Source organism: Xylanivirga thermophila, assembly GCF_004138105.1.
Taxonomy (GTDB): Bacteria; Bacillota; Clostridia; order Caldicoprobacterales; family Xylanivirgaceae; genus Xylanivirga; species Xylanivirga thermophila.
Genome location: NZ_RXHQ01000006.1, coordinates 93,780 through 114,127, shown reverse-complemented (window position 1 = coordinate 114,127; position 20,348 = coordinate 93,780). Strand labels below are relative to the sequence as shown.

Genomic DNA, 20,348 nt, shown 5'->3' with positions numbered 1-20,348 from the left:
AACTTCCATAGACTTGATTGTACCCATTTTTTGCTTAAATTAACCAATTGAAATCTTCATTTATTTTATTGGTCTTTAATATAATACTAGGTATATATTAAATTTAGGAGATCGTTCTATGTTGTTTAAATCCCTGTACATAAAGCTAAGAGTGATTTTAAAAAATGAATGGTTTAAAATGTTTGTACTCTTTTTTATTATACCCATATCTGTATTGTCTATCTATATGGAGATATGTCTGCTTTTAGGCCTTAAAAGCAATAGATATATGCCTACCTTTTCATATATACTACTAATTATAGTACTCATAATGGAGCTTATAAAGCATAGATGGAGTCCTAAAATGATGGGCATTATGCATGATAATCTGATATACTCCATGGTGTTTGGAATGGGATTAAGTATATGCATCTGTATCATACTGTATTATCCATTTCATAAGGGGCTAAGACTCGATCCTGAATATATTAGGATATTACTGTATCAAATAGGAATAGTGGGATTTATAGAAGAGCTGTGGTTTAGGGGCATGCTACTCACATGCCTTATTAATATATATCCCAAATATAAGGCAGTGATAATAAACAGCCTTTTATTTGGACTTATGCACATAATGGGTGGAATAGGAGCCATTTTATCGGCATTCTTTATAGGGGTTTTACTCTGTCTGATACGCATTCGCACTAAAAACCTCATTGGATGTATATTAGCACATGGATTTATTAATTTTTTTGGTATTATATTCATATAATTATGTATAAGGTATATATATTTTGGCAACAATACCCATATCACGGGGATATACTGATTCTATAAGTATGTTGGGCAATCTAAATACATAGACTGCCCAGCATATTACATTTTTATTTTATAACTGATTTACTTTTTTATTTTTACTCAACAGTTTATATTTTCTTCTGTATGGTGTAAGCTTTTTCCTTCCATTAGGATAGGTACATGGACGGGTATCAAATACCACATTAGAACCATCGGATATGGCAACTACAGTACCCCTTTTATCCGTTCTATAGAGCACAGCCCCTATATCTTCCAATTTGTTTAGGGTAGACTTATCAGGATGCCCATAGAGGCTTTTTCGTCCCACGCTTATAACTGCATATTTGGGAGATACGGCTTGTAAAAATTCCTTACTAGTAGAGGTATAGCTTCCATGATGCCCTACCTTTAAGACATCGGATTTTAGATTGAAACCTTCTTTTATCATTTCATGTTCCAGGTACATCTCTGCATCTCCAGCAAATAAAAATGCAGTATGCCCAAATACCAGTTTTGTAACTATTGAATAGTTGTTTAGCCTATCATAACGATCTCCATTAGGAGATAATACACTAAAATAGCCCTTGCCAAATTTGTATATGGTATTGGGACAGGCGGAGATAATTTCCGTGTTCCCATCATTTGATATAGATAAAAGCTTTTCTACCTTTTCACGGTGTTTTTGAATGGGATACTTAACCATAGGGAGTATCATCCTATCCACAGGTATATGCCTTAACACCCTAGGCATACCTCCTATATGATCAGGATGTGGATGGGTGACTATTATATAGTCCAATTTTTCTACACCCTTATTCTTTAAATACTTAACTATTGATCTCCCATTTATCCAATACCCTGCATCTATTAACATGGCATTGGAAGCTTGCTGTATAAGTATACAATCACCTTGACCAATATTTAGAAAATGCACCTTTAATGCATTGTATGGTATCTTTTGAGCTATAGGCAGTCGCTTTTTATTTGGATTCATATTAAAAAATGATCTAAACACATCAATTGCCCCGGTAAATAATGCTATATTAGATAGAATAAAGACATATTTGCTATTACCTGCATCCAACCCTAATATGCTTGCCTTTATAATATCTATAAGTGAAAACACTGCAAACGGAAAGGCAATAAAAAAGGTCAAAAGGCTCCAGCTCTGTATGAAGAGATATACTGTAAGGGCATAATATATGGTCGCTATAACCTTTTTCCACAATATACCACTACGAAACCCCGGTATAAGTATTGGTATCTTCATTTTGCCATATCCCTCCATTTTATGTTAACTCATTATCTATATATTATATCATATGATGGGCAAAGACGTGTTAATGAGGAATAAAATTAACCAAGAATAATCTTTTCTATATCCTGAACAGTTTTTGCAATATATAATGGGCTACCCTCATTAATCTCTGTACTTGTACCAAACCCATACAACACTGCAATACAATCTATACCAGCGTCTTTGGCGCCTTCTATATCATATTTTCTATCTCCTACCATTATTGTGCTGTCAAGATCTGTTATATTATTTTTATCCAGTGCATATTTTATTACTTCACTCTTTTCAACCATGGTACCATCAAGATTACTCCCTATCACATCTGAAAAATATTCCATCAGGTCAAAGTGCTCTAGTATCCTCTTAGCAAATACGGTGGGTTTTGATGTAGCCACTATAAGGGTTTTGCCATGACGTTTAAGATTTGACAACATCTCCGGAATACATAGGTACACCTCATTTTCAAATATACCCCTATCCTTAAAATATTCCCTATATTTCACAATAGCAACATCAGCCTTATGATCATCAAAACCATATAATACTTTGAAAGAATCCTTGAGTGGAGGCCCTATAAAGCTTTTGAGCTTATCCATATCATCTTCCACTATGTCAAAGTATGAAAGGGCATGCCTGATAGAATTTATAATCCCTTCTTTAGAATCTGTCAGGGTACCATCCAGATCAAATAGTATGGTGTTATATGTCTTCATATGTAAAAAGCCTCCTTATTTTTTTCATATTTTAGTTTAACATATATTGCATCAAGTTCAAAATAGAAATGCCCTTTTTGATGTATTTATAAATACATCAAAAAGGGCATTATACTCATTTATAGCCTATATATTTACCTAGCCAGTTTATATATATTTAAAACATCTTCCCTGTTTAGCTTTACAAAATTACCCATAGTCTTGCTATCGTTATTTGTCGCCTTATCAGCCATCTCTTCCAATCTATCATCTGGTACACCAAGCTCTTTTAATGTAACAGGCAGTCCGATCCTGCTGAAAAATTCCTCCAGCCTACGTATGCCCTCTAGTGCTGTGCACTCAGGATGTTCAAAATCCATATCCACATTCCACACCCGAACTGCAAACTGTACAAATCTGTCCACATCATGCTTATACACATATTTCATCCAAGCAGGAAATACTACAGCCAATCCTGCTCCATGGGCCACATCGTATATAGCACTTAATTCATGCTCTATGCCATGGGATGCCCAATCCCCTGCCCTTCCACTGTTTAACAGTCCATTATGTGCTATGGTGCTTGCCCACATGATCTGAGCCCTAGCCCCATAATCTTCAGGATTTTCAAGTACTATTGGAACATTGTCTATTATGGTCTTCAATGTAGCTTCGCATAACCTATCTGTAAAATCCACATCTTTGGTATTTGTAAAATATCTCTCCATTACATGGGCCATTATATCAGCTGCGCCACAAATAGTCTGATATGGAGGCAGAGTAAATGTAAGTTCTGGATTCATTATCGCAAACTTAGCACGAATAACATCGGTATTTAACCCCCGTTTGTACCATCCATCCTCATTGGTTATTACACTGCTATTAGACGCCTCGCTTCCTGCAGCAGGAATGGTAAGTACTACCCCTACCGGCAATGAGCGTTCAACAGAGCTTTTCCCTGAATAAAAATCCCATACATCCCCATCATATAGGGTACCTATGGCAATGGCCTTGGAGGAATCTATAACGCTCCCGCCTCCAACTGCCAAAATACAATCCACATTATTTTTTCTACACAGATCTATACCCTCTCTTACCAGACTTAACCTAGGATTTGGCTTAACTCCACCTAGTTCTATAAAATCTACCCCAGCATCATTTAGGGATTTTACAACCCTATCGTAGAGTCCAAATTTTTTTATGCTTCCTCCACCATAGTGGAGCAATACCTTCTTGCCAAGTAGCTTTACCTCTTCCCCTACATGTTTCTCTGCACCCCTACCAAATATAATCTTTGTAGGGCTCTGGAAAACAAAATTATCCAATGCTAACCCTCCTTGTATTTAAACATGATAAACTATATATATATAAACATATTCCATGGCATTGAAACTATGAGTTAAGCTCCTTTTCAAAGCTTGTGATAGAAATTCCAGGCTGTATCTCAACAGTATAGACTGCCCTAAATCCACATTTTGTATATAAGTTCCTTGCAGGTATATTGTTTGTACCGGTGGATACCAGTATGCATTCTATTCCATTGTTATGCTCTTCTATATAGCATAGCATGGCCTGTCCTATACCCATTCTAAAGAAATCCGGATGCACCGCTACCCTATATATATTTAAGCATCTATCCTTTAATTTATACGAAATAATCCCTGCCAACCGATCATCTACAAAATATCCGTAAAACGTTTCATCACATTCCTTAAGGGATGCTATACTATCATTAAGGGGCGGGATATCATGAAATCCAATTAGTTCTGCTTCAATCCTATATTATATCTCTTCAAGATCCAAAACCTCTTTTGCTATACAATCATCTTGCAGATCCAATAATTTTATCATATTAAACCTCTATCTTTTTTTATAAGTATAGCACCAGATAAATGGAAATTCAAGGCATATTTCTATATAAAAAAAGGTCGCAAGCAAAAGCCTGCAACCTCTGTTTATACCCATTTCTTTATACCTTTACGGCTAGATATGGCTTTGTAAAACTCCATATCTATAGATTTTATTATATCCTCTAATTCCTCATCAGATAGCACAGTAGTCCTGTCTTCCTGATAATATTCATCCACCTTATCCTTCATCTGTATTACTACGGGATGCTTTTTATCCACCTTAATGCCCTTTCTTTCCAGATCAAAATAGGTATTTAGCCAATGGGCTATACCGGCAAGACCTGAATGTGGGCCTATAGCCACTAGAGGCGGGCGCTTCAATATAGCTCCTGTATCAAATATGTTATATATTTCTTCATCCTTAAGCAGCCCGTCGGCATGTATGCCTGCCCTTGTCACATTGAAGTTTTTACCTACAAAGGGAGTCTGCGGAGGGATTGTATATCCCATCTCATATTTAAAATACTCAGCTATATCTGTTATAGCCGACAAGTCCATGCCATTTTCATCTCCCCTTAAGGATACATACTCTATTGCCATAGCCTCCAACGGACAATTACCTGTACGCTCTCCTATCCCCAACAAAGAACAATTTACAGAGCTGGCACCATACAACCAGGCTGCCGTAGAATTGGGGACTGCTTTATAAAAATCATTATGCCCATGCCATTCCAAAAGCTCACTTGGAAAACCGGCATGATGTCTCAAACCATATATAATTCCCGGTACACTTCTTGGGAGTGCTATACCTGGAAATGACACGCCATATCCCAATGTATCACATGCCCTTATCTTTATGGGAATACCCGTCTGTTCCATAAGTTTTCTAAGCTCTATTGCAAACGGTACTACAAATCCATAAAAATCAGCCCTTGTTATATCCTCAAAATGGCAACGGGGCTTTATTCCATATTCCAATGCCTGCTTCACTACTGCCAAATATTTATCCATAGCCTGCGCCCGAGACATATTCAATTTTTTAAAAATATGATAGTCAGAGCAGCTGACCAATATGCCGGTCTCTTTAAGACCCATATCCTTTACCAGTTCAAAATCGCCTTTAGTTGCCCTTATCCAACTGGTGATTTCAGGATATTCATATCCCTTTTCCAAACATTTTTCCAAAGCCTCTTTATCCTTACTGGTATAAAGAAAAAACTCGCTCTGCCTTATTACACCATTTGGACCTGACAATCTATGTAGCAGATCATAAAGATCCACTATCTGTTTTACAGTAAAAGGTGCCTGGGACTGTTGCCCATCCCTAAACGTAGTATCTGTTATCCATATATCATCCGGTACATACATGGGCACAACACGATGGTTGAATGATATCCTCGGTACACTTTCATATGGAAATAGATCTCTATATAAATTCGGCTCCTCTATATCCTGCAAAGAGTACTTATAAGCCGATTGTTCCAGTGTATTAGATCTTTTACTAAACTCTAGCATATGATCAACCTCCCTTTCAATGCAAGTTTACAAATTAAGCTATTCATATTATGTATTATTGTATACAATGATACATTTGATGTCAACAACTTTTTTCTAAAAAAATATACATATTATAAAAATTACCCTAATTCATACTCTTGAAATAAATAACAGATATAGATTGTATAAAACTTGAGAACATATAGAGCGTAAGTTTTATACAATCTAATTTAAGTTATGAATTACAGAAAAGTGAAATAATTGATAGATTCTTAACAATTATATGCTATACTAAAAGTGGAACAATATTATGCAAGGGGGTATAGCCATGAATGATAATATAAATAAACCCTATGGAGAAAAAAAACAGGACAAAAAGCATTGTACCGCTTTTTGCCCAGAATGTGGCTCCGATCTATACTATTTAGAAAATCAATGTATATGCAAAAATAAAAATTGCAACTGGACCTGCTCAGGATGTAAGGAAGATTAATCTCTTCCTCTGAATCCTTCCGGAAGTTCTATGACATAATAGATACTCCGTCTTAATGGATGGTTTGTATCATATTTAAAAAGTACTGTAATCTTCTTTTTATCATACCTGCCCGACTCTATACCACCTACCACATCATAGGCAAATAGCTCAATATGTATCCTTCGCATTATTTGTCTGGTGGTAAGTTCATAATAGTCCGGCAGATATTTTTTTACGTTTTCCCAATTTCTTATAAAATCATACGCTGCTTCCCTAAAGTTCTTTGTCTGCATATCTATAATGCCTTCCGGATAATTAGATGGCCTTTGAAAGGTACAGAAATCAAACTTTATTATATCGTTAAATAGCTTTAAGGATACCCCATCAACTTTTTTTGCATATTCAATCAATATCCCGTATAACCTACTCATGCTATGGGATACCTTAAAATATCCTTTTTTAGCCCAATATGACGCAAAGGATTCAAAGAACTTAAATGGACTGTTATCATGGTACTGTATCAAATACTTAAGTGCCCCATCAAACCTGTGGGAGTTATAGTATTTCTCCACCAGCTCCTCTATATCCTTTAAGCAAAGCAAATCCCCATAATATATATACTTGTTTTCAAGCACTTCATATGGAGGATATGAGCGATACTCATATTCATGTTTTTTAGCATCCCTTCTTATACCGGATCCCTTAAGCATTTTTAAAAAACCTAATTGAAGCTTGTCTGGGTAAAGTCTGTATACATCGTCAAATGATTTACCAAAGGAAGTATAGTCCTCCTCGGGCAATCCAGCTATAAGATCCAAATGCATATGTATATTATTATATCCACGTATGATATTTACTGCATGGGCTATTCTTTGAAGATCCGTCTTTCTAGCAACCATCTCCAATGTTTTGGCATTTGTAGACTGTACACCTATCTCAAATTGAAAAAGACCCGGAGGTGCATCCTTTAAAATCTCAAGCATTTCATCATCTATTAGATCTCCTCCCATTTCAAAATGGAAATTAGTCCTCCCGCCAAGCTCGATTATGGTCCTAAATATCTCCTTTGCCCTCTTCACATTGCAGTTAAACGTCCTATCTACCAATTTTACCTGTGGTACTCCCGCCTCTATAAAAATCCTCAATTCCCGCTTTATCCTGTCCATTGGCAGTACCCTTACCCCTTCAATGGTAGATGATAGACAATACTGGCAATTAAACGGGCATCCCCTTGAGGTCTCATAATATATTATCCTGTTTTCAAATGGAGAAAAACCATCCTTATAGGGAAACGGTATATCATTTAGATCCTTTATAAGTGGTCTGTCACCTGTATATACTATGGAGCTACAATCCCTATAGAGGATGCCCAAGACATCCCTGATTGTCATATCCCCTTTTAAGGCATCTAAAAGCTCCTTAAGGGTCATTTCACCTTCTCCGACTATTATATAGTCTATATATGGATGTGCCTGCATAAGCCTATCCCCATCAAACCATACCTCCGGCCCGCCTAATATAATAATGCAATCTGGCAACACCTTTTTTATATTATCTATAAGTAGCATTGTCTGAGAGATGTTCCATATATAACAAGAAAAGCCTATTACTTCAGGCTTTTCCTTGTAGATCTCCCCTAATATCCTGTCTAGATCATCGTTTATGGTAAATTCCCGTATGACAAATTCGTCATCATGATACTGCTCACAGTATCCCTTCAGATAATACACAGCTAGATTGCTATGAATATATTTGGAATTCAATGTGGTAAGTAATACCTTCATCTAATCTCATCCTTGTTTTTTATTTTTACCTGTAACAGGCATTACACTAGGCTTAAAAAGCCCCTTTATACTGTCTGAAAACACCACAACGGCTCCCACCACTATGTTTAAATAGTAGCTTATAATCCTCCAGAAAAACATAGCAAGGAATATAAATTTCTTTGGGAATACCAGTTGATAAAATATATAAAACCCACCTTCCGAAGCACCGGCGGCGCCCGGTGTGGGAAAATAGCATACTGCCAGATACAAAAATGATTGGAGGAATATTATCTTTATCCATCTATCGCCATTTAATCCAAAACCCCTATATATGAAATAGGTGATACTAAACAAAAACGTAAGCTGTAAGGCAGTAGCCATTAACATAATAAACAACGCCTTTCCATCGCCCTTTATCAGATCAAGGCTACTATGAAAATCGTTGACATGGGACATAAGACGCGTTCTAGTATCCTCCACATCCTTTACAACCTTTATCTTATGCAACCAGTCTATTATCTTAAATATTATCTTCTTTACAATCCCTTTGTTGGATGCCAAAAAATATATTAGAACTATGGCTCCTGCATTTATCAAAAATCCCACAAGGGAAATCCAAAAAAGTACTGTGGAATAATGATGCATAAACCTACCCATCACGCAGAATGCAACAAGTGAATATATAGACAGAACCGCCTGATATACAAGAAACTTTATCATAAGTGCAGAGCTGCCATATCCTGCCGGTATACCTGCCTTAGTCATATAATATATCTGAGCTGGCTGACCACCACTTGCAAAGGGTGTAACTGCACTATAGTACTGCCCTATCATTGCAATCTTTAGACATTTCATAAAACTCTTTGGCTCGTAGGTAACCCCTACTGAATAATAGGTAATAAATGCATCGCACAGCCAATACATGAGCATAAATAAAAATCCACCCATCATCCAGGGTAATTTTATCCTATAAAATGCCTTATCAATCTCCTTGAGATTTGGATCTAATACAGCTATTAACACTATCACAGCTATATTTATACATATATATAACAAAGTTAAATTCTTCTTTTTTTTCATAAATATAGACGCAACCAACAATGCCCAAAAGGCATCAGGCTCATCTTTTTTACACCTGCCTTCAGCTATATGCCATTAGACTTAATCTAAATTTTCTCCTAAATCATATTAACACTAAAGTTTAATAGAATCAAGATATTATATGCGTGAGTTTCAGTTCATGGTAGTACCTATAAACCTTTTTCATACTTAAAAGGGGCATTATGCGCGTACTATTACGCTTACACAATGCCCCTTTCATACTATAGTTCCATAACGTCATATTTATTTTTTTCCCCATTAGGAGATAATACCAATATCCTCCATATACTGAATATTATATGCTAAATAGTCGTCTATCATATCCTCAAGTTCCTGATCCTTTATATTTCTGTACTCGTTATTTTGCCTCATATCCTGCAATATAAAGTTAAAGGCATCTTCCTCGTCATATATCACTTCTTCATCTAATGGGTGTGGTGCATTTTCATCGGAAAAAATCCCCGCCTCTTTCATATATTTTTCATCGGACTCCATTGCACCTTGTATAAATTTTTCTAAAAATTCACCATTCATATCGCTGTACAAACCGCTATTTACCATATTGACCTTGATATAGTCAAATGCCTCATGTTCATCATAATTCTTCTCTATCATAGCATTTTGCTCCCTTCTTGTAAATGCATATCTCTAACAGATAATATTGACCATCATTTACTCAATTATTCCTTTTTACACTCATCAGACTCCCTGTATGGAAATAAACGGGTAAGGAGCTTTACCAATGCATAAAATAAAAATAATACCAAAAATACAGTTCCCATACCAGTCCCCATAATCTTCAAGGTCTGGGACATAATATTTTCATTCATCTTATACCTACCTCCCTATGACAGCAGTGTAATTAGTACACTACCTGCAATTACCGAGCCTATCTGTCCTGCTACATTTGCACCTATGGCCTGCATAAGTATGAAATTCTGAGGATCATCCTCCTGGGCCATCTTCTGGATTATCCTAGCAGACATGGGGAACGCTGAAATACCTGCTGCCCCAATCATGGGATTTACTTTTTTCTTTAGAAATAGATTTACAAACTTGGCAAATAGCACTCCCCCAGCTGTATCGAATACAAAGGCTAAAAGACCTATAGCCAATATCATAAGGGTATCCGGCGATAAGAATTTATCAGCTACCATGGTCGAGCCTATGGTAATACCCAAAAGTAGCGTAACTAGATTTGCCAATTCATTTTGAGCCGATTTTGAAAGCCTATCAAGTACTCCACACTCCCTTATAAGATTACCAAACATCAAAGATCCTACTAGTGCAACGCTCATAGGTGCTACTATCCCTGCTACAATAGTAACCATAATGGGGAAAAATATAAGAACCTTTTTTGAAACCTTTACATCATAATCGGCGTCCATCCTTATCTGACGTTCCTTCTTGGTGGTAAGTGCCCTTATGACAGGGGGCTGAATAAGTGGTACAAGAGCCATATAGGAATATGCAGCTACTGTGATCGCACCTAAATAATCCTTTGCAAATTTATTACCTACAAATATGGATGTAGGCCCATCTGCGGCGCCTATAATACCTATTGCTGCTGCCTCCTGTATATTAAATCGACCTGTAGAGGCTGCAAGAAACATGGCTGCAAATATACCAAATTGAGCTGCAGCACCAAAGAAGAGCATAACCGGTTGCTTTAGGAGGGGGCTAAAATCTATCATAGCTCCCACGGCAATGAAAATAAGTATTGGAAAAAGTTCTGTTTTTATACCCACATTATATAGTATAGTAAGAAATCCATCAGGCCCTACTGCAGACGACATGGGTATATTGGTTAGGATTGCACCGAAGCCTATAGGCAATAAAAGCATGGGTTCATACTCCTTCTTTATAGCCAGATAGATGAGTACAAGGCCTATTGTTATCATCACCCAATGCTTATATGTCATGGCTGACAATCCCTGTAATAATGCTTCCATAAAAATATTTTTCCTCCTTTGTAAATATGCTTATATTGAAAAAAACCCCTGTCCAGTGAAAAACCACTGGACAAAGGTCTTATCCCCAAACTTAAAGGTCTGTGCATACACCGGATGCAAATGCATCGTATTGACGATGTATACTAGCATAATGCTACGGACTACTCCCCTTTATCCTTTTTACTATAATATAGTGTAGTTTGCTAATTGTCAAGGAGTGCAAAATATATAGAATTACTTAGATAAACTTAGAATATTTAAGACCTACGGAAACTGCCTTATAGAGTATAAAGGCAGCTACAGTATTTATTACTGTAGCAGGCAATACCACCGTAAGTACCAAAGCACCAAAAGATCCGGGCAATCCTACTATCAGCATGGCTGAGGTCAAAAATACAATACCACTTATTAGAGTCCCTGTAATGCTTATTATGATCATTTTATAGTTATCCCTTATATTCATCCTATTGAGCAATCCATTAATTAGAAATATGATATGGGATGTTACTAATTTATCTATTATATTTGCAACCTGTCCACCGGGAAATGTGGTAGTAGCTGCTGTTAAAAGCCCCGATGCTATCCCTATTACCAGTGCTGTCTTGTAGTCATCTACGATGATGATAGCTATGAACATCATAGCTAATAAAAAATCCGGTTTCATCCCCATAAGTATGGGAGGTGTTGCATAATGAAGTATAAGACCTATAACCAATAACAATGCGCTTAGTATAAATTTTCTTAATTTCATGGATATTCCCCTCTCTGTTTTTATTCTTTAATAGAAAGCAAAAAAACCTTCGTCCTTATATAGGACGGAGGTTACTTCCGTGGTGCCACCTAATTTATGCACATATGCATCACTCTTCATGGGACACTATCATGTCCTGTCCTCTGATAACGGTAGGCTTCCGGTAGATGCTACTCACAAGCATATAGCTTTCGCATTACTTTTTGGAGGTCCATTCATCAAAACCTGTACTGCTAGGATTCCACCAGCCCCAGCTCTCTTTGAGTATCAATGCCTTGATTACTCTTCCTCTTCATCAAATTTAAAATATTATCTATTTACATCATGATACTACATATTGTATAGATATGTCAACTACAATTTTTACATTCTACAATTCGTAATGTGAATTATACAGGGAACAATATCCTGGACATATAGATTACACCTATCATGGTTACTGCACTTAGGATGGTGGATAGCATAACAACCTGTGCCGCAAAATCTTCCTGGTTTTTGCATTCCACAGCAATAAGGGCTGTATTCAATGCAGTAGGCACCGATGAGGATATGAACAAAGCCTGGGCAATTGCACCTTCAAACTTGAAAACATATATAAGAAGCGCCGCAATTGCAGGCCCACCTAGAAGTCTAAAAGCCACTGCTAAGTATACCATGGGATCTTTAACGGAAAGCTTCGATTTGCTTAACTGTACTCCAAGGGAGAAAAGTGCTATGCTTATGAGACCATTTTGTATGTAGGTCAAAGTTGGCCATACAAAGGTGTTGGTTAAATCAATGGGCAATGCCTTAAAGATAAAAACCAGCGGTATTATATATATCGTAGGCATCTTAAATACACGTATTACTGCATCTTTTAAATAGGTTGTCGCCCTACCTGCATTTATGAATCCTATCGTATTGGTGGTTAAATTTTGCACTACCAATATCATTACCTGACATGCAATGGCAATATCCAAATATGGGGTATCGCTAAAAACAAGCGTTATCAATGGTATGCCTATATTTCCAGAATTATAAAACATAAGGGCATTTTGCATTGCTGCTGTCATACCCTTGTCTAGCCTCGCAGCCTTTGTAACTATAAGGCCTATGATAAAATTTACTGCAAACATGGAAAAGCCAAAGATCAAAACATTTATAAGTTCCATTGAGATTTGAGTTTTATACAAATTATAGAAGGTAAAACTGGGAACATATAGATAAAAATTGATCTTGCTTAGGGTATTGATATCAAAATCAAATCTTTTGTTTAAAAAATAGCCTAAAAAGACAATTATAAGAATAGGCAGTATATTATTGGTAAGTATCTTTATAAATATATTCATTTGACCTCACGTCTCCCACTAAATTCTTTACGCCAAATATTTATGTAAGCGCATACATTGCTTAATATTATACAGCAAAATTATAACTAAGTCACTTTTTTATATATAATGCTATTAAAATGCCCTTGCATAAACAGGCATTTTACCATATACTTTAAAAAAGGTTTCATTCTCCAATGTATCACTTTAATAATATAAATTGACGATATAACATCAAAACATGCAATATCATAGAAGGGAGAATTTTTATATGTCTGAAAACATAAAACAAATAGCCAAACGCCTGAAGGCATTAAGGGAGATCTATGGATACAGTATAGAGTATATAGCTTCTGAACTGGGTATATACACAGAAATATATACACAGTATGAAAATGGTGAGCTTGACATTCCAGTAAGTTTTCTCTTTAAAGCTGCAAATCGATACGGAGTAGAACTAAGTGCCCTTTTGACTGGAGAGGATCCAAAGCTTAAGGTCTATTCCCTAGTGCGAAAAGATAAACGCCTAAGCATTGACCGCCGAAAAGAATATAAATATCAGAGTCTTGCCTATAACTTTATAAACAAAAAAGCAGAACCATTCATGGTCACCGTAGACTACGAGGAAGATAAAAAGGAAGTAAGTCTAAATTCTCATCCTGGTCAAGAATTTAACTTTTTACTGGAAGGTACTTTAAAGATAGTAATAGGAAGCTATGAATTGATACTCCATGAAGGTGACTCCATATACTTCGACTCAGGATACCCCCATGGCATGATTGCCCTTGACAACAAACCGGCCAAGTTTCTGGCAATAATCTTATAATAAAGGGGCTGATTATATGCTTTTAGACAAATTTGTAACAAATACGCAGTTTACATCCTATGATGACTTTGTGCAAAGGTTTCGCATAAATGTGCCTGAAAATTTCAATTTTGCATATGATGTGGTGGATTATCTGGCAAAAACCCAGCCTGATAAAAAGGCCCTTATATGGTGCAATGAAGCAGGAAAAGAGGCTACTTTTACATTCTCAGAGCTAAAGTACTACAGCGATAAGACAGCCAATTTTTTTAGATCCTTAGGCATTAAAAAAGGCGATCCTGTGATGCTCATACTTAAGCGAAGATACGAATTTTGGTTTTGTATACTGGCTCTGCATAAAATAGGTGCAATATGCATACCTGCTACACACCTGCTTACCGATAAAGATATAGTATACCGCAACAACGCAGCGGATATAAAGGCAATAGTTGCAGTGGCTGAAGATGAAGTGATGGATCATATAGATAGGGCCCAAGATGATTCCCCTTCTCTCCTATACAAGATCTCAGTAAATGGAAAAAGACCTGGATGGTATGACTTCTCTAAAGAGTTAAAAAGGGCAGATGAGCATTTTGAAAGGCCTACAGGCGAAAACACCACATCAAATGATGATATATCCCTTTTATACTTTACCTCAGGGACAACAGGGCATCCAAAGATGGTGCAGCATGATTTTACATACCCTCTAGGCCATATAATAACAGCAGGTTATTGGCAAAACGTGGAGGATGGAGGATTACATCTCACAGTTGCTGATACGGGATGGGCAAAGGCTGTCTGGGGAAAGATATATGGCCAATGGCTATGCGGCAGCGCAGTATTTGTATATGATTATGATAAGTTTGAACCCTCCCGCCTTTTAGATGTCATATCCTCCCACAAGATAACCACCTTTTGTGCACCACCTACCATATATCGATTTTTGATAAAAGAGGATCTTACAAAATATGATTTAAGCTCCCTTAAATATGCAGTAGTTGCAGGTGAGCCCTTAAACCCCGAAGTCTATAACCAATTTTTTAAGGCCACAGGCTTAAAGCTTATGGAAGGATATGGGCAGACCGAATTAACAGTTGCAGTAGCCACCCTGCCCTGGCTAGAACCAAAGCCCGGTTCCATGGGTAAACCAGTACCCGGCTATCATATAGACATACTAGATGATAACGGTAATCCCTGTGAGGCGGGAGAAGAAGGACAAATAGTGGTATATACGGATCAAGAAAAACCTGTTGGCATGTTTGATGGATATTATCGCGATATGGAAAAGACTAAAAGTGTATGGCATGATGGTATATATTATACAGGCGATATGGCATGGAAAGATGAAGATGGATATTTTTGGTTTGTAGGACGGGCAGACGATGTTATAAAAAGTTCCGGATATAGAATAGGACCATTTGAAGTAGAAAGTGCCCTTATGGAGCACCCTGCCGTATTAGAATGTGCCATAACAGGCGTACCCCATCCCATACGAGGACAGGTAGTAAAAGCCACAATAGTCCTATCTAAAGGATATGCACCCTCTGATGCATTGAAAAAAGAGCTGCAAGATCATGTAAAACGGGTAACCGCGCCTTATAAATATCCTAGAATAGTAGATTTTGTAGAAAAGCTCCCAAAGACCATAAGCGGAAAGATCCGCAGAGTGGAGATACGAAAAAACGATGATATGTAATACAAAAAGCTGTTGGATACCCAACAGCTTTTTGTATTATTTTGCCTTGTAAGTCCCGGAAACAAACTCATATATATCATCATAGTACCCACGTTCCGCCGGATCAACATGATGATATAGTTTGAAAATAGCTTTTCCGCCATCAAACCAGGCACATGCCGATTCCGTCATATATCCAAATTCTATGCCTCCCTCAAGATATCGCCTAAATCTTTTAAGTCGTTCATCCTTTACCTGAATAGGCTCATTAAGGGAAGCATAAAACTCCATTTCTATTCCTGCATTACACCTCTTAGCTGCTTTTGCTGCTTGATCCACATCGGTAATGCTTTTATAAAACATATAATTAGGCTGTAAAAATGCACAATCAAAATAGTAGTTCTGATAATCCTCCAATAAGTGTACATTATATGAACTCCAAAAAGGTATCCAAAAAAACTTCATATCTCTTTTTTGTAATTCATTGTATAATTCCTTTAATAGCCAATGATCATCTATATCCCAACTTCTATATACCGTTTCAAAAGTCCAATAGAATCCTAAAAGATTTATATTTCTATATTTTTTTTCATTAAAGCGCCTTATAATTTCATCCACAAACCATATACATGCCTTTAATCTCTGCCTTGTAGCCATATCAAGGTTCTGTCCAGTGGTACTAAAATTCAGTTTTTGTCCGTCAATCTCACCAAATTGAGTCTGCAATGGTCCAGGATACGGAATGGTAATCACAAGATTTACCTTATGCTCTCTTTTCCCAAGCTTTTGCTCCGCCTCTTCAATTGCCATATCCAAGGCATGGGCAAATATATTTGGCTCAAAATACCAATCTATTATGGATAGCCAATCCTCTTTGGTACCAGGATTTGGAGCAGGAACTGCATAAAAATTACCTTCTCCTACTCTAGTAGTACCAATATTAATGTCCGAATATAGAAATCCCCCTTTTGGAGATTTAAAATGCCAAAATGCAAAAGTATCAAACATCCAGTCATCTGGCTGTCCATCCCTGTCTAAGTGGGTAACATAATGTGCAAAATCTTCTTTAGTCCAAGCTTCATCTGTATTCCCACCCACCAGTATTAGATGTCTCATATGATTAAAGTCTTTTCTATCTGGCTTGAAATATGCCATATCTACACTCCTTATCGTATTATCCAAATCAGCCTTTTACAGCGCTAGAATATGCAGCTTCAATAAAGTATCTCTGGAAAAATAAGAATACAATCAAAATCGGTACGAGGGCAATCATCGCCCCAGATGCTATCAGCCTTGTATTTGCAACAAAAGTCCCCTGCAGCTTGTATAAACCAAGGGTAAGGGGATAGGTATTTGGATCTTTTAAAACCAATAACGGCCATAGGAAATTATTCCATGCCCCTATAAAACTTAAAATAGACAATGTTGCAATATTTGGCTTCACCATAGGCATCAATATGGAAAACCATATTCTCCATACACTCGCACCATCGATTAGAGCCGATTCTTCTATCTCCTTAGGTATGCCAAGGAATGCCTGGCGCATGAGGAATATTCCAAAGGCAGATACTGCAGCCGGAAGTATAATACCCGCATAATTCCCCATTAAGCCTACCTTATTTATTATCAAATATGTGGGGATCATTGTAACTTCTCCAGGTATCATCATGGTAGCCATAATAGTCAAAAAAACTGCCTGTTTTCCCTTAAACTCCATACGTGCTAGGGGAAATGCTGCCATAGAACACAATATAACAGGTAATATGACACCAAATGCTGCTAATATCACACTATTTATAAAGTATCTTGGAATAGGCAAAGTATTCCATACAACTGCATAGTTTTCAAAAGTTGCATTTTCCGGGATAAATTTTGGGGGAATGGAAAACACCGCTTCATTCTGCCCCTTTAATGATGTGGACAAGGTCCACAAAAACGGAGTAATAGTTGCCAACGCAATTATAATTAATACAACATGCAGAATTATATTATTAACCAGCTTTCTCTTGTTTACATGTCTTTTCTCCATAATACCACCTTCCTATACCTGATTATCCTTATCCAGTACTTTTTGATTTAGCAGAGTTATCAATAGGATAATCAAAAACAAAATGCAGGAAATAGCACTGGCATAACCCATCTGCAGCTGCTCAAATGCCTTTTCAAATACTAAAAATACTACAGTCGTTGATGCTCCAATGGGGCCACCATTTGTCATTGTAAGCATAAGAGTAAATTCTTTAAAAGCCGACATGGTTGAAACTACTGCTACAAAGAATATTACCGGCCTTAACAGTGGAATAGTAACATACCACTGCTTTTTCCAAAATCCTGCGCCCTCTATGTCTGCAGCCTCATATAGATCATTGGGAATAGATTGTAATCCTGCAAGATAAAACAGCATATAATACCCTAGGCCCTGCCAAATGGTCACTATTGCTAAGCTAGGTATTACTAGATTTCTACTGGTAAGCCATGCCTTTGGCGCAACTCCGAATAGATGCAATAAATAATTGATGATTCCATCTTCTTGAAACATCCATTTCCATAACATCGCCGTTACAACTACAGAGATTAAAACTGGAAAATAATATATAAGCCTATATACAGAAACGCCCTTTACATCCCTATTTACAAGTACAGCGAGAAGAATTGAAAATATGGTCAATGCAGGAGTTACCAAAATCCAGTAATAGATAGTATTTTTTATCGCACTCCAAAACTTTGCATCGTGTAATATTTTGGCATAATTTTGACCGCCTACCCATTTTGAAGGAGTAAATACATTATAGTCTGTAAAACTCAATCCTACTGCTCCAATAGTGGGAAGCAGGGTAAAGATAATCAAAAATATCCCCGGTATCATTAAAAACATCCATGCATGACGAGGTTTATACATACGATGTCCTCCTTCTATAGAAAAGTAAAACTTACTTCAAATAAAAATATTTCAATTGGCTGTATTTATTACACAGCCAATTGAAACCCTATATTAAGTTATTTTAACAGATCATTAACCTGTTTCTCCGCATCATCCAATGCCTTCTGAGGATCCTTATTATCCAGCATAACCTTATGGAATTCTTCATTTATAACCTTATTTATTTGAGATATGTTTTCAACAGGCACAAAGAAGTCTTCAGCATTTTCAAGCTGCTGTGCAGAATAGTATTTACCCTTTTCTGCAGGATCATCTGAATCTGCACCCTTAGTAAAGAACTCATCCTCTGCCGCTTCAATAACTGATGGTAAGATAGAAACTATCTTACAGAATTCCAGCTGGTTCTTACCATTTGTAATATATTTTGCAAATGCTACAGCTGCATCCTGATTCTTACTTTTGGCAGAAACGGCTACGTTCATAACTGCCATAGAAGATTTGCCCAATGAACCTAATATGGCGGGAGCTGCATCGGATTTATCATATACCTCTGGAGACAAATCCTTAACCTGTCTAAACAACTGGGGACCTGTCTGCCACCATGCTAGCTTTTCCTGAGCATACCATTCTGGTACATTGGCCTGACTCAATAACATCTCATCAGGAATCAATCCCTCGTCATATTTTTCCTTAAAGAATTTGATCTTTTCCAATGCCTCTGGCGTATTAAATGCAGCTTTAGTACCATCTTCCGATACCAACGGTATACCATTCATTGGAAAATAAAGATGTATATCGCCTACAGTATTGCCATAAGCCCCTGTTTTTTCATGAATAGTTTTTGACATCTCCCATGCCTCTTCATCTGTAGCAGGAGGATTATCAAAACCTGCCTCTTTTAATAGCTCTTTATTGTAAAGCATTACACTATTGCTTAGATACCATGGAATTGCATAGGCAGTACCATTTACCTTACCGGCATTCCAGGCACCTTCAAAATAATCATCTTTTACATCAGAAGCAGCTTCATCCATGTTTACAAGTGCCCCTAATGCGCCAAGCTTCTTTAAAAAGTCGGTATTTAGGTTTACAACATCGGCTAAATTCCCTGCTGATGCTGCAGCAAGTGTCTGCTGCTCAGCCTGATCAAAAGGAATATCCTGCCATACAACCTTTACACCGGTATTCTCCTTTTCAAAACTATCAATTACCCCATTGAGATAATCATCAAAGGTAGGACTTAATGACAATGTCCAGAATGTTATCTCACCCTCCATTTTGCCTTCCTTATCAGATACCTGTTCCTTATCAGTCTTATCAGCACCTTGCTGATCCTTTGGTTCTTCGCTCTTGCCACATGCAGTTGTAAATATAAGTACCATGCATAAAACCAAAACTATTGCTTTTTTGAAGTTCTTCATTTATAAAACCTCCTCTTAAGATTATATTTTATAACGAAATGCAGCTATATTTGCCACATCCCGTTATATACCATTGTTTCTACAGTTTTTCCCGTAATCTC

Annotated in this window: 20 protein-coding genes and 1 other annotated feature; of the genes, 4 read left to right on the top strand and 16 right to left on the bottom strand. The window is 37.0% G+C overall.

Annotation, left to right across the window (positions count from 1 at the left end):
• Positions 1–118 precede the first annotated feature (118 nt).
• Complete coding sequence (locus EJN67_RS05170) at positions 119–751, top strand: CPBP family intramembrane glutamic endopeptidase (protein ID WP_129723248.1); 633 nt, start codon at positions 119–121, stop codon at positions 749–751.
• A gap of 117 nt (positions 752–868) precedes the next feature.
• Here EJN67_RS05170 and EJN67_RS05165 read toward each other — a convergent pair whose 3' ends face one another.
• The 5 genes from EJN67_RS05165 to EJN67_RS05145 form a co-directional block, all read right to left on the bottom strand.
• Positions 869–2,047: a ComEC/Rec2 family competence protein gene (locus EJN67_RS05165; RefSeq protein WP_165000743.1), complete on the bottom strand. Its 1,179-nt coding sequence runs from the start codon at positions 2,045–2,047 to the stop codon at positions 869–871.
• Between the two features lie 86 nt (positions 2,048–2,133).
• Positions 2,134–2,787, bottom strand: coding sequence for an HAD family hydrolase (locus EJN67_RS05160; RefSeq protein WP_129723244.1), 654 nt, complete (start codon positions 2,785–2,787; stop codon positions 2,134–2,136).
• A gap of 134 nt (positions 2,788–2,921) precedes the next feature.
• The gene (locus EJN67_RS05155) at positions 2,922–4,091 is read right to left on the bottom strand and encodes an iron-containing alcohol dehydrogenase (RefSeq protein WP_129723242.1); all 1,170 of its coding nucleotides are present in this window, start codon (positions 4,089–4,091) and stop codon (positions 2,922–2,924) included.
• Positions 4,092–4,158: 67 nt separating this feature from the next.
• The gene (locus tag EJN67_RS05150; RefSeq protein ID WP_279387715.1) at positions 4,159–4,491 is read right to left on the bottom strand and encodes a GNAT family N-acetyltransferase; all 333 of its coding nucleotides are present in this window, start codon (positions 4,489–4,491) and stop codon (positions 4,159–4,161) included.
• A gap of 230 nt (positions 4,492–4,721) precedes the next feature.
• Entirely contained in the window at positions 4,722–6,131 is a 1,410-nt protein-coding gene (locus tag EJN67_RS05145; protein ID WP_129723238.1) for a beta/alpha barrel domain-containing protein, read from the bottom strand.
• 310 nt (positions 6,132–6,441) lie between these two features.
• Between EJN67_RS05145 and EJN67_RS13990 the strand changes: the two genes are divergently transcribed.
• Positions 6,442–6,606, top strand: a complete 165-nt coding sequence (locus tag EJN67_RS13990; RefSeq protein WP_165000742.1) for a hypothetical protein — start codon at positions 6,442–6,444, stop codon at positions 6,604–6,606.
• Here EJN67_RS13990 and EJN67_RS05140 read toward each other — a convergent pair.
• From EJN67_RS05140 to EJN67_RS05110, 7 genes are all read right to left on the bottom strand, one after another.
• Positions 6,603–8,372 carry a B12-binding domain-containing radical SAM protein gene (locus tag EJN67_RS05140; protein ID WP_129723235.1) on the bottom strand — a complete coding sequence of 590 codons (1,770 nt, stop codon included), beginning with the start codon at positions 8,370–8,372 and terminating at the stop codon, positions 6,603–6,605. The two genes, EJN67_RS13990 and EJN67_RS05140, sit on opposite strands and share 4 nt — an antisense overlap.
• Positions 8,373–8,378: 6 nt before the next feature.
• Entirely contained in the window at positions 8,379–9,434 is a 1,056-nt protein-coding gene (locus EJN67_RS05135) for a lysylphosphatidylglycerol synthase transmembrane domain-containing protein (RefSeq protein ID WP_129723233.1), read from the bottom strand.
• 279 nt (positions 9,435–9,713) lie between these two features.
• Positions 9,714–10,070: a hypothetical protein gene (locus tag EJN67_RS05130; protein WP_129723231.1), complete on the bottom strand. Its 357-nt coding sequence runs from the start codon at positions 10,068–10,070 to the stop codon at positions 9,714–9,716.
• A 65-nt stretch (positions 10,071–10,135) separates the two neighbouring features.
• The gene (locus EJN67_RS05125) at positions 10,136–10,285 is read right to left on the bottom strand and encodes an OadG family protein (protein WP_129723229.1); all 150 of its coding nucleotides are present in this window, start codon (positions 10,283–10,285) and stop codon (positions 10,136–10,138) included.
• A gap of 15 nt (positions 10,286–10,300) precedes the next feature.
• On the bottom strand, positions 10,301–11,407 hold the full coding sequence (locus EJN67_RS05120; RefSeq protein WP_129723227.1) for a sodium ion-translocating decarboxylase subunit beta: 1,107 nt from the start codon (positions 11,405–11,407) through the stop codon (positions 10,301–10,303).
• A 238-nt stretch (positions 11,408–11,645) separates the two neighbouring features.
• Positions 11,646–12,164 carry a tryptophan transporter gene (locus EJN67_RS05115; protein ID WP_207207971.1) on the bottom strand — a complete coding sequence of 173 codons (519 nt, stop codon included), beginning with the start codon at positions 12,162–12,164 and terminating at the stop codon, positions 11,646–11,648.
• Positions 12,165–12,215: 51 nt separating this feature from the next.
• Positions 12,216–12,463 (bottom strand) — a binding site (T-box leader).
• 84 nt (positions 12,464–12,547) lie between these two features.
• Positions 12,548–13,486 carry an AEC family transporter gene (locus EJN67_RS05110; protein WP_129723223.1) on the bottom strand — a complete coding sequence of 313 codons (939 nt, stop codon included), beginning with the start codon at positions 13,484–13,486 and terminating at the stop codon, positions 12,548–12,550.
• Between the two features lie 250 nt (positions 13,487–13,736).
• Here EJN67_RS05110 and EJN67_RS05105 point away from each other — a divergent pair, with 250 nt between their 5' ends.
• Positions 13,737–14,291, top strand: coding sequence for a helix-turn-helix domain-containing protein (locus tag EJN67_RS05105; RefSeq protein WP_129723221.1), 555 nt, complete (start codon positions 13,737–13,739; stop codon positions 14,289–14,291).
• 16 nt (positions 14,292–14,307) lie between these two features.
• Positions 14,308–15,966 carry an AMP-binding protein gene (locus EJN67_RS05100; RefSeq protein ID WP_129723219.1) on the top strand — a complete coding sequence of 553 codons (1,659 nt, stop codon included), beginning with the start codon at positions 14,308–14,310 and terminating at the stop codon, positions 15,964–15,966.
• A gap of 36 nt (positions 15,967–16,002) precedes the next feature.
• Here the strand turns inward: EJN67_RS05100 and EJN67_RS05095 are convergent, their stop codons facing one another.
• The 4 genes from EJN67_RS05095 to EJN67_RS05080 form a co-directional block, all read right to left on the bottom strand.
• Positions 16,003–17,100, bottom strand: coding sequence for a DUF4855 domain-containing protein (locus tag EJN67_RS05095; protein WP_129723217.1), 1,098 nt, complete (start codon positions 17,098–17,100; stop codon positions 16,003–16,005).
• A 28-nt stretch (positions 17,101–17,128) separates the two neighbouring features.
• Complete coding sequence (locus EJN67_RS05090) at positions 17,129–17,974, bottom strand: carbohydrate ABC transporter permease (protein WP_129723215.1); 846 nt, start codon at positions 17,972–17,974, stop codon at positions 17,129–17,131.
• A 12-nt stretch (positions 17,975–17,986) separates the two neighbouring features.
• Positions 17,987–18,844, bottom strand: coding sequence for a carbohydrate ABC transporter permease (locus EJN67_RS05085; protein ID WP_129723213.1), 858 nt, complete (start codon positions 18,842–18,844; stop codon positions 17,987–17,989).
• Positions 18,845–18,942: 98 nt separating this feature from the next.
• On the bottom strand, positions 18,943–20,247 hold the full coding sequence (locus EJN67_RS05080; protein ID WP_129723211.1) for an ABC transporter substrate-binding protein: 1,305 nt from the start codon (positions 20,245–20,247) through the stop codon (positions 18,943–18,945).
• Positions 20,248–20,348 lie beyond the last annotated feature (101 nt).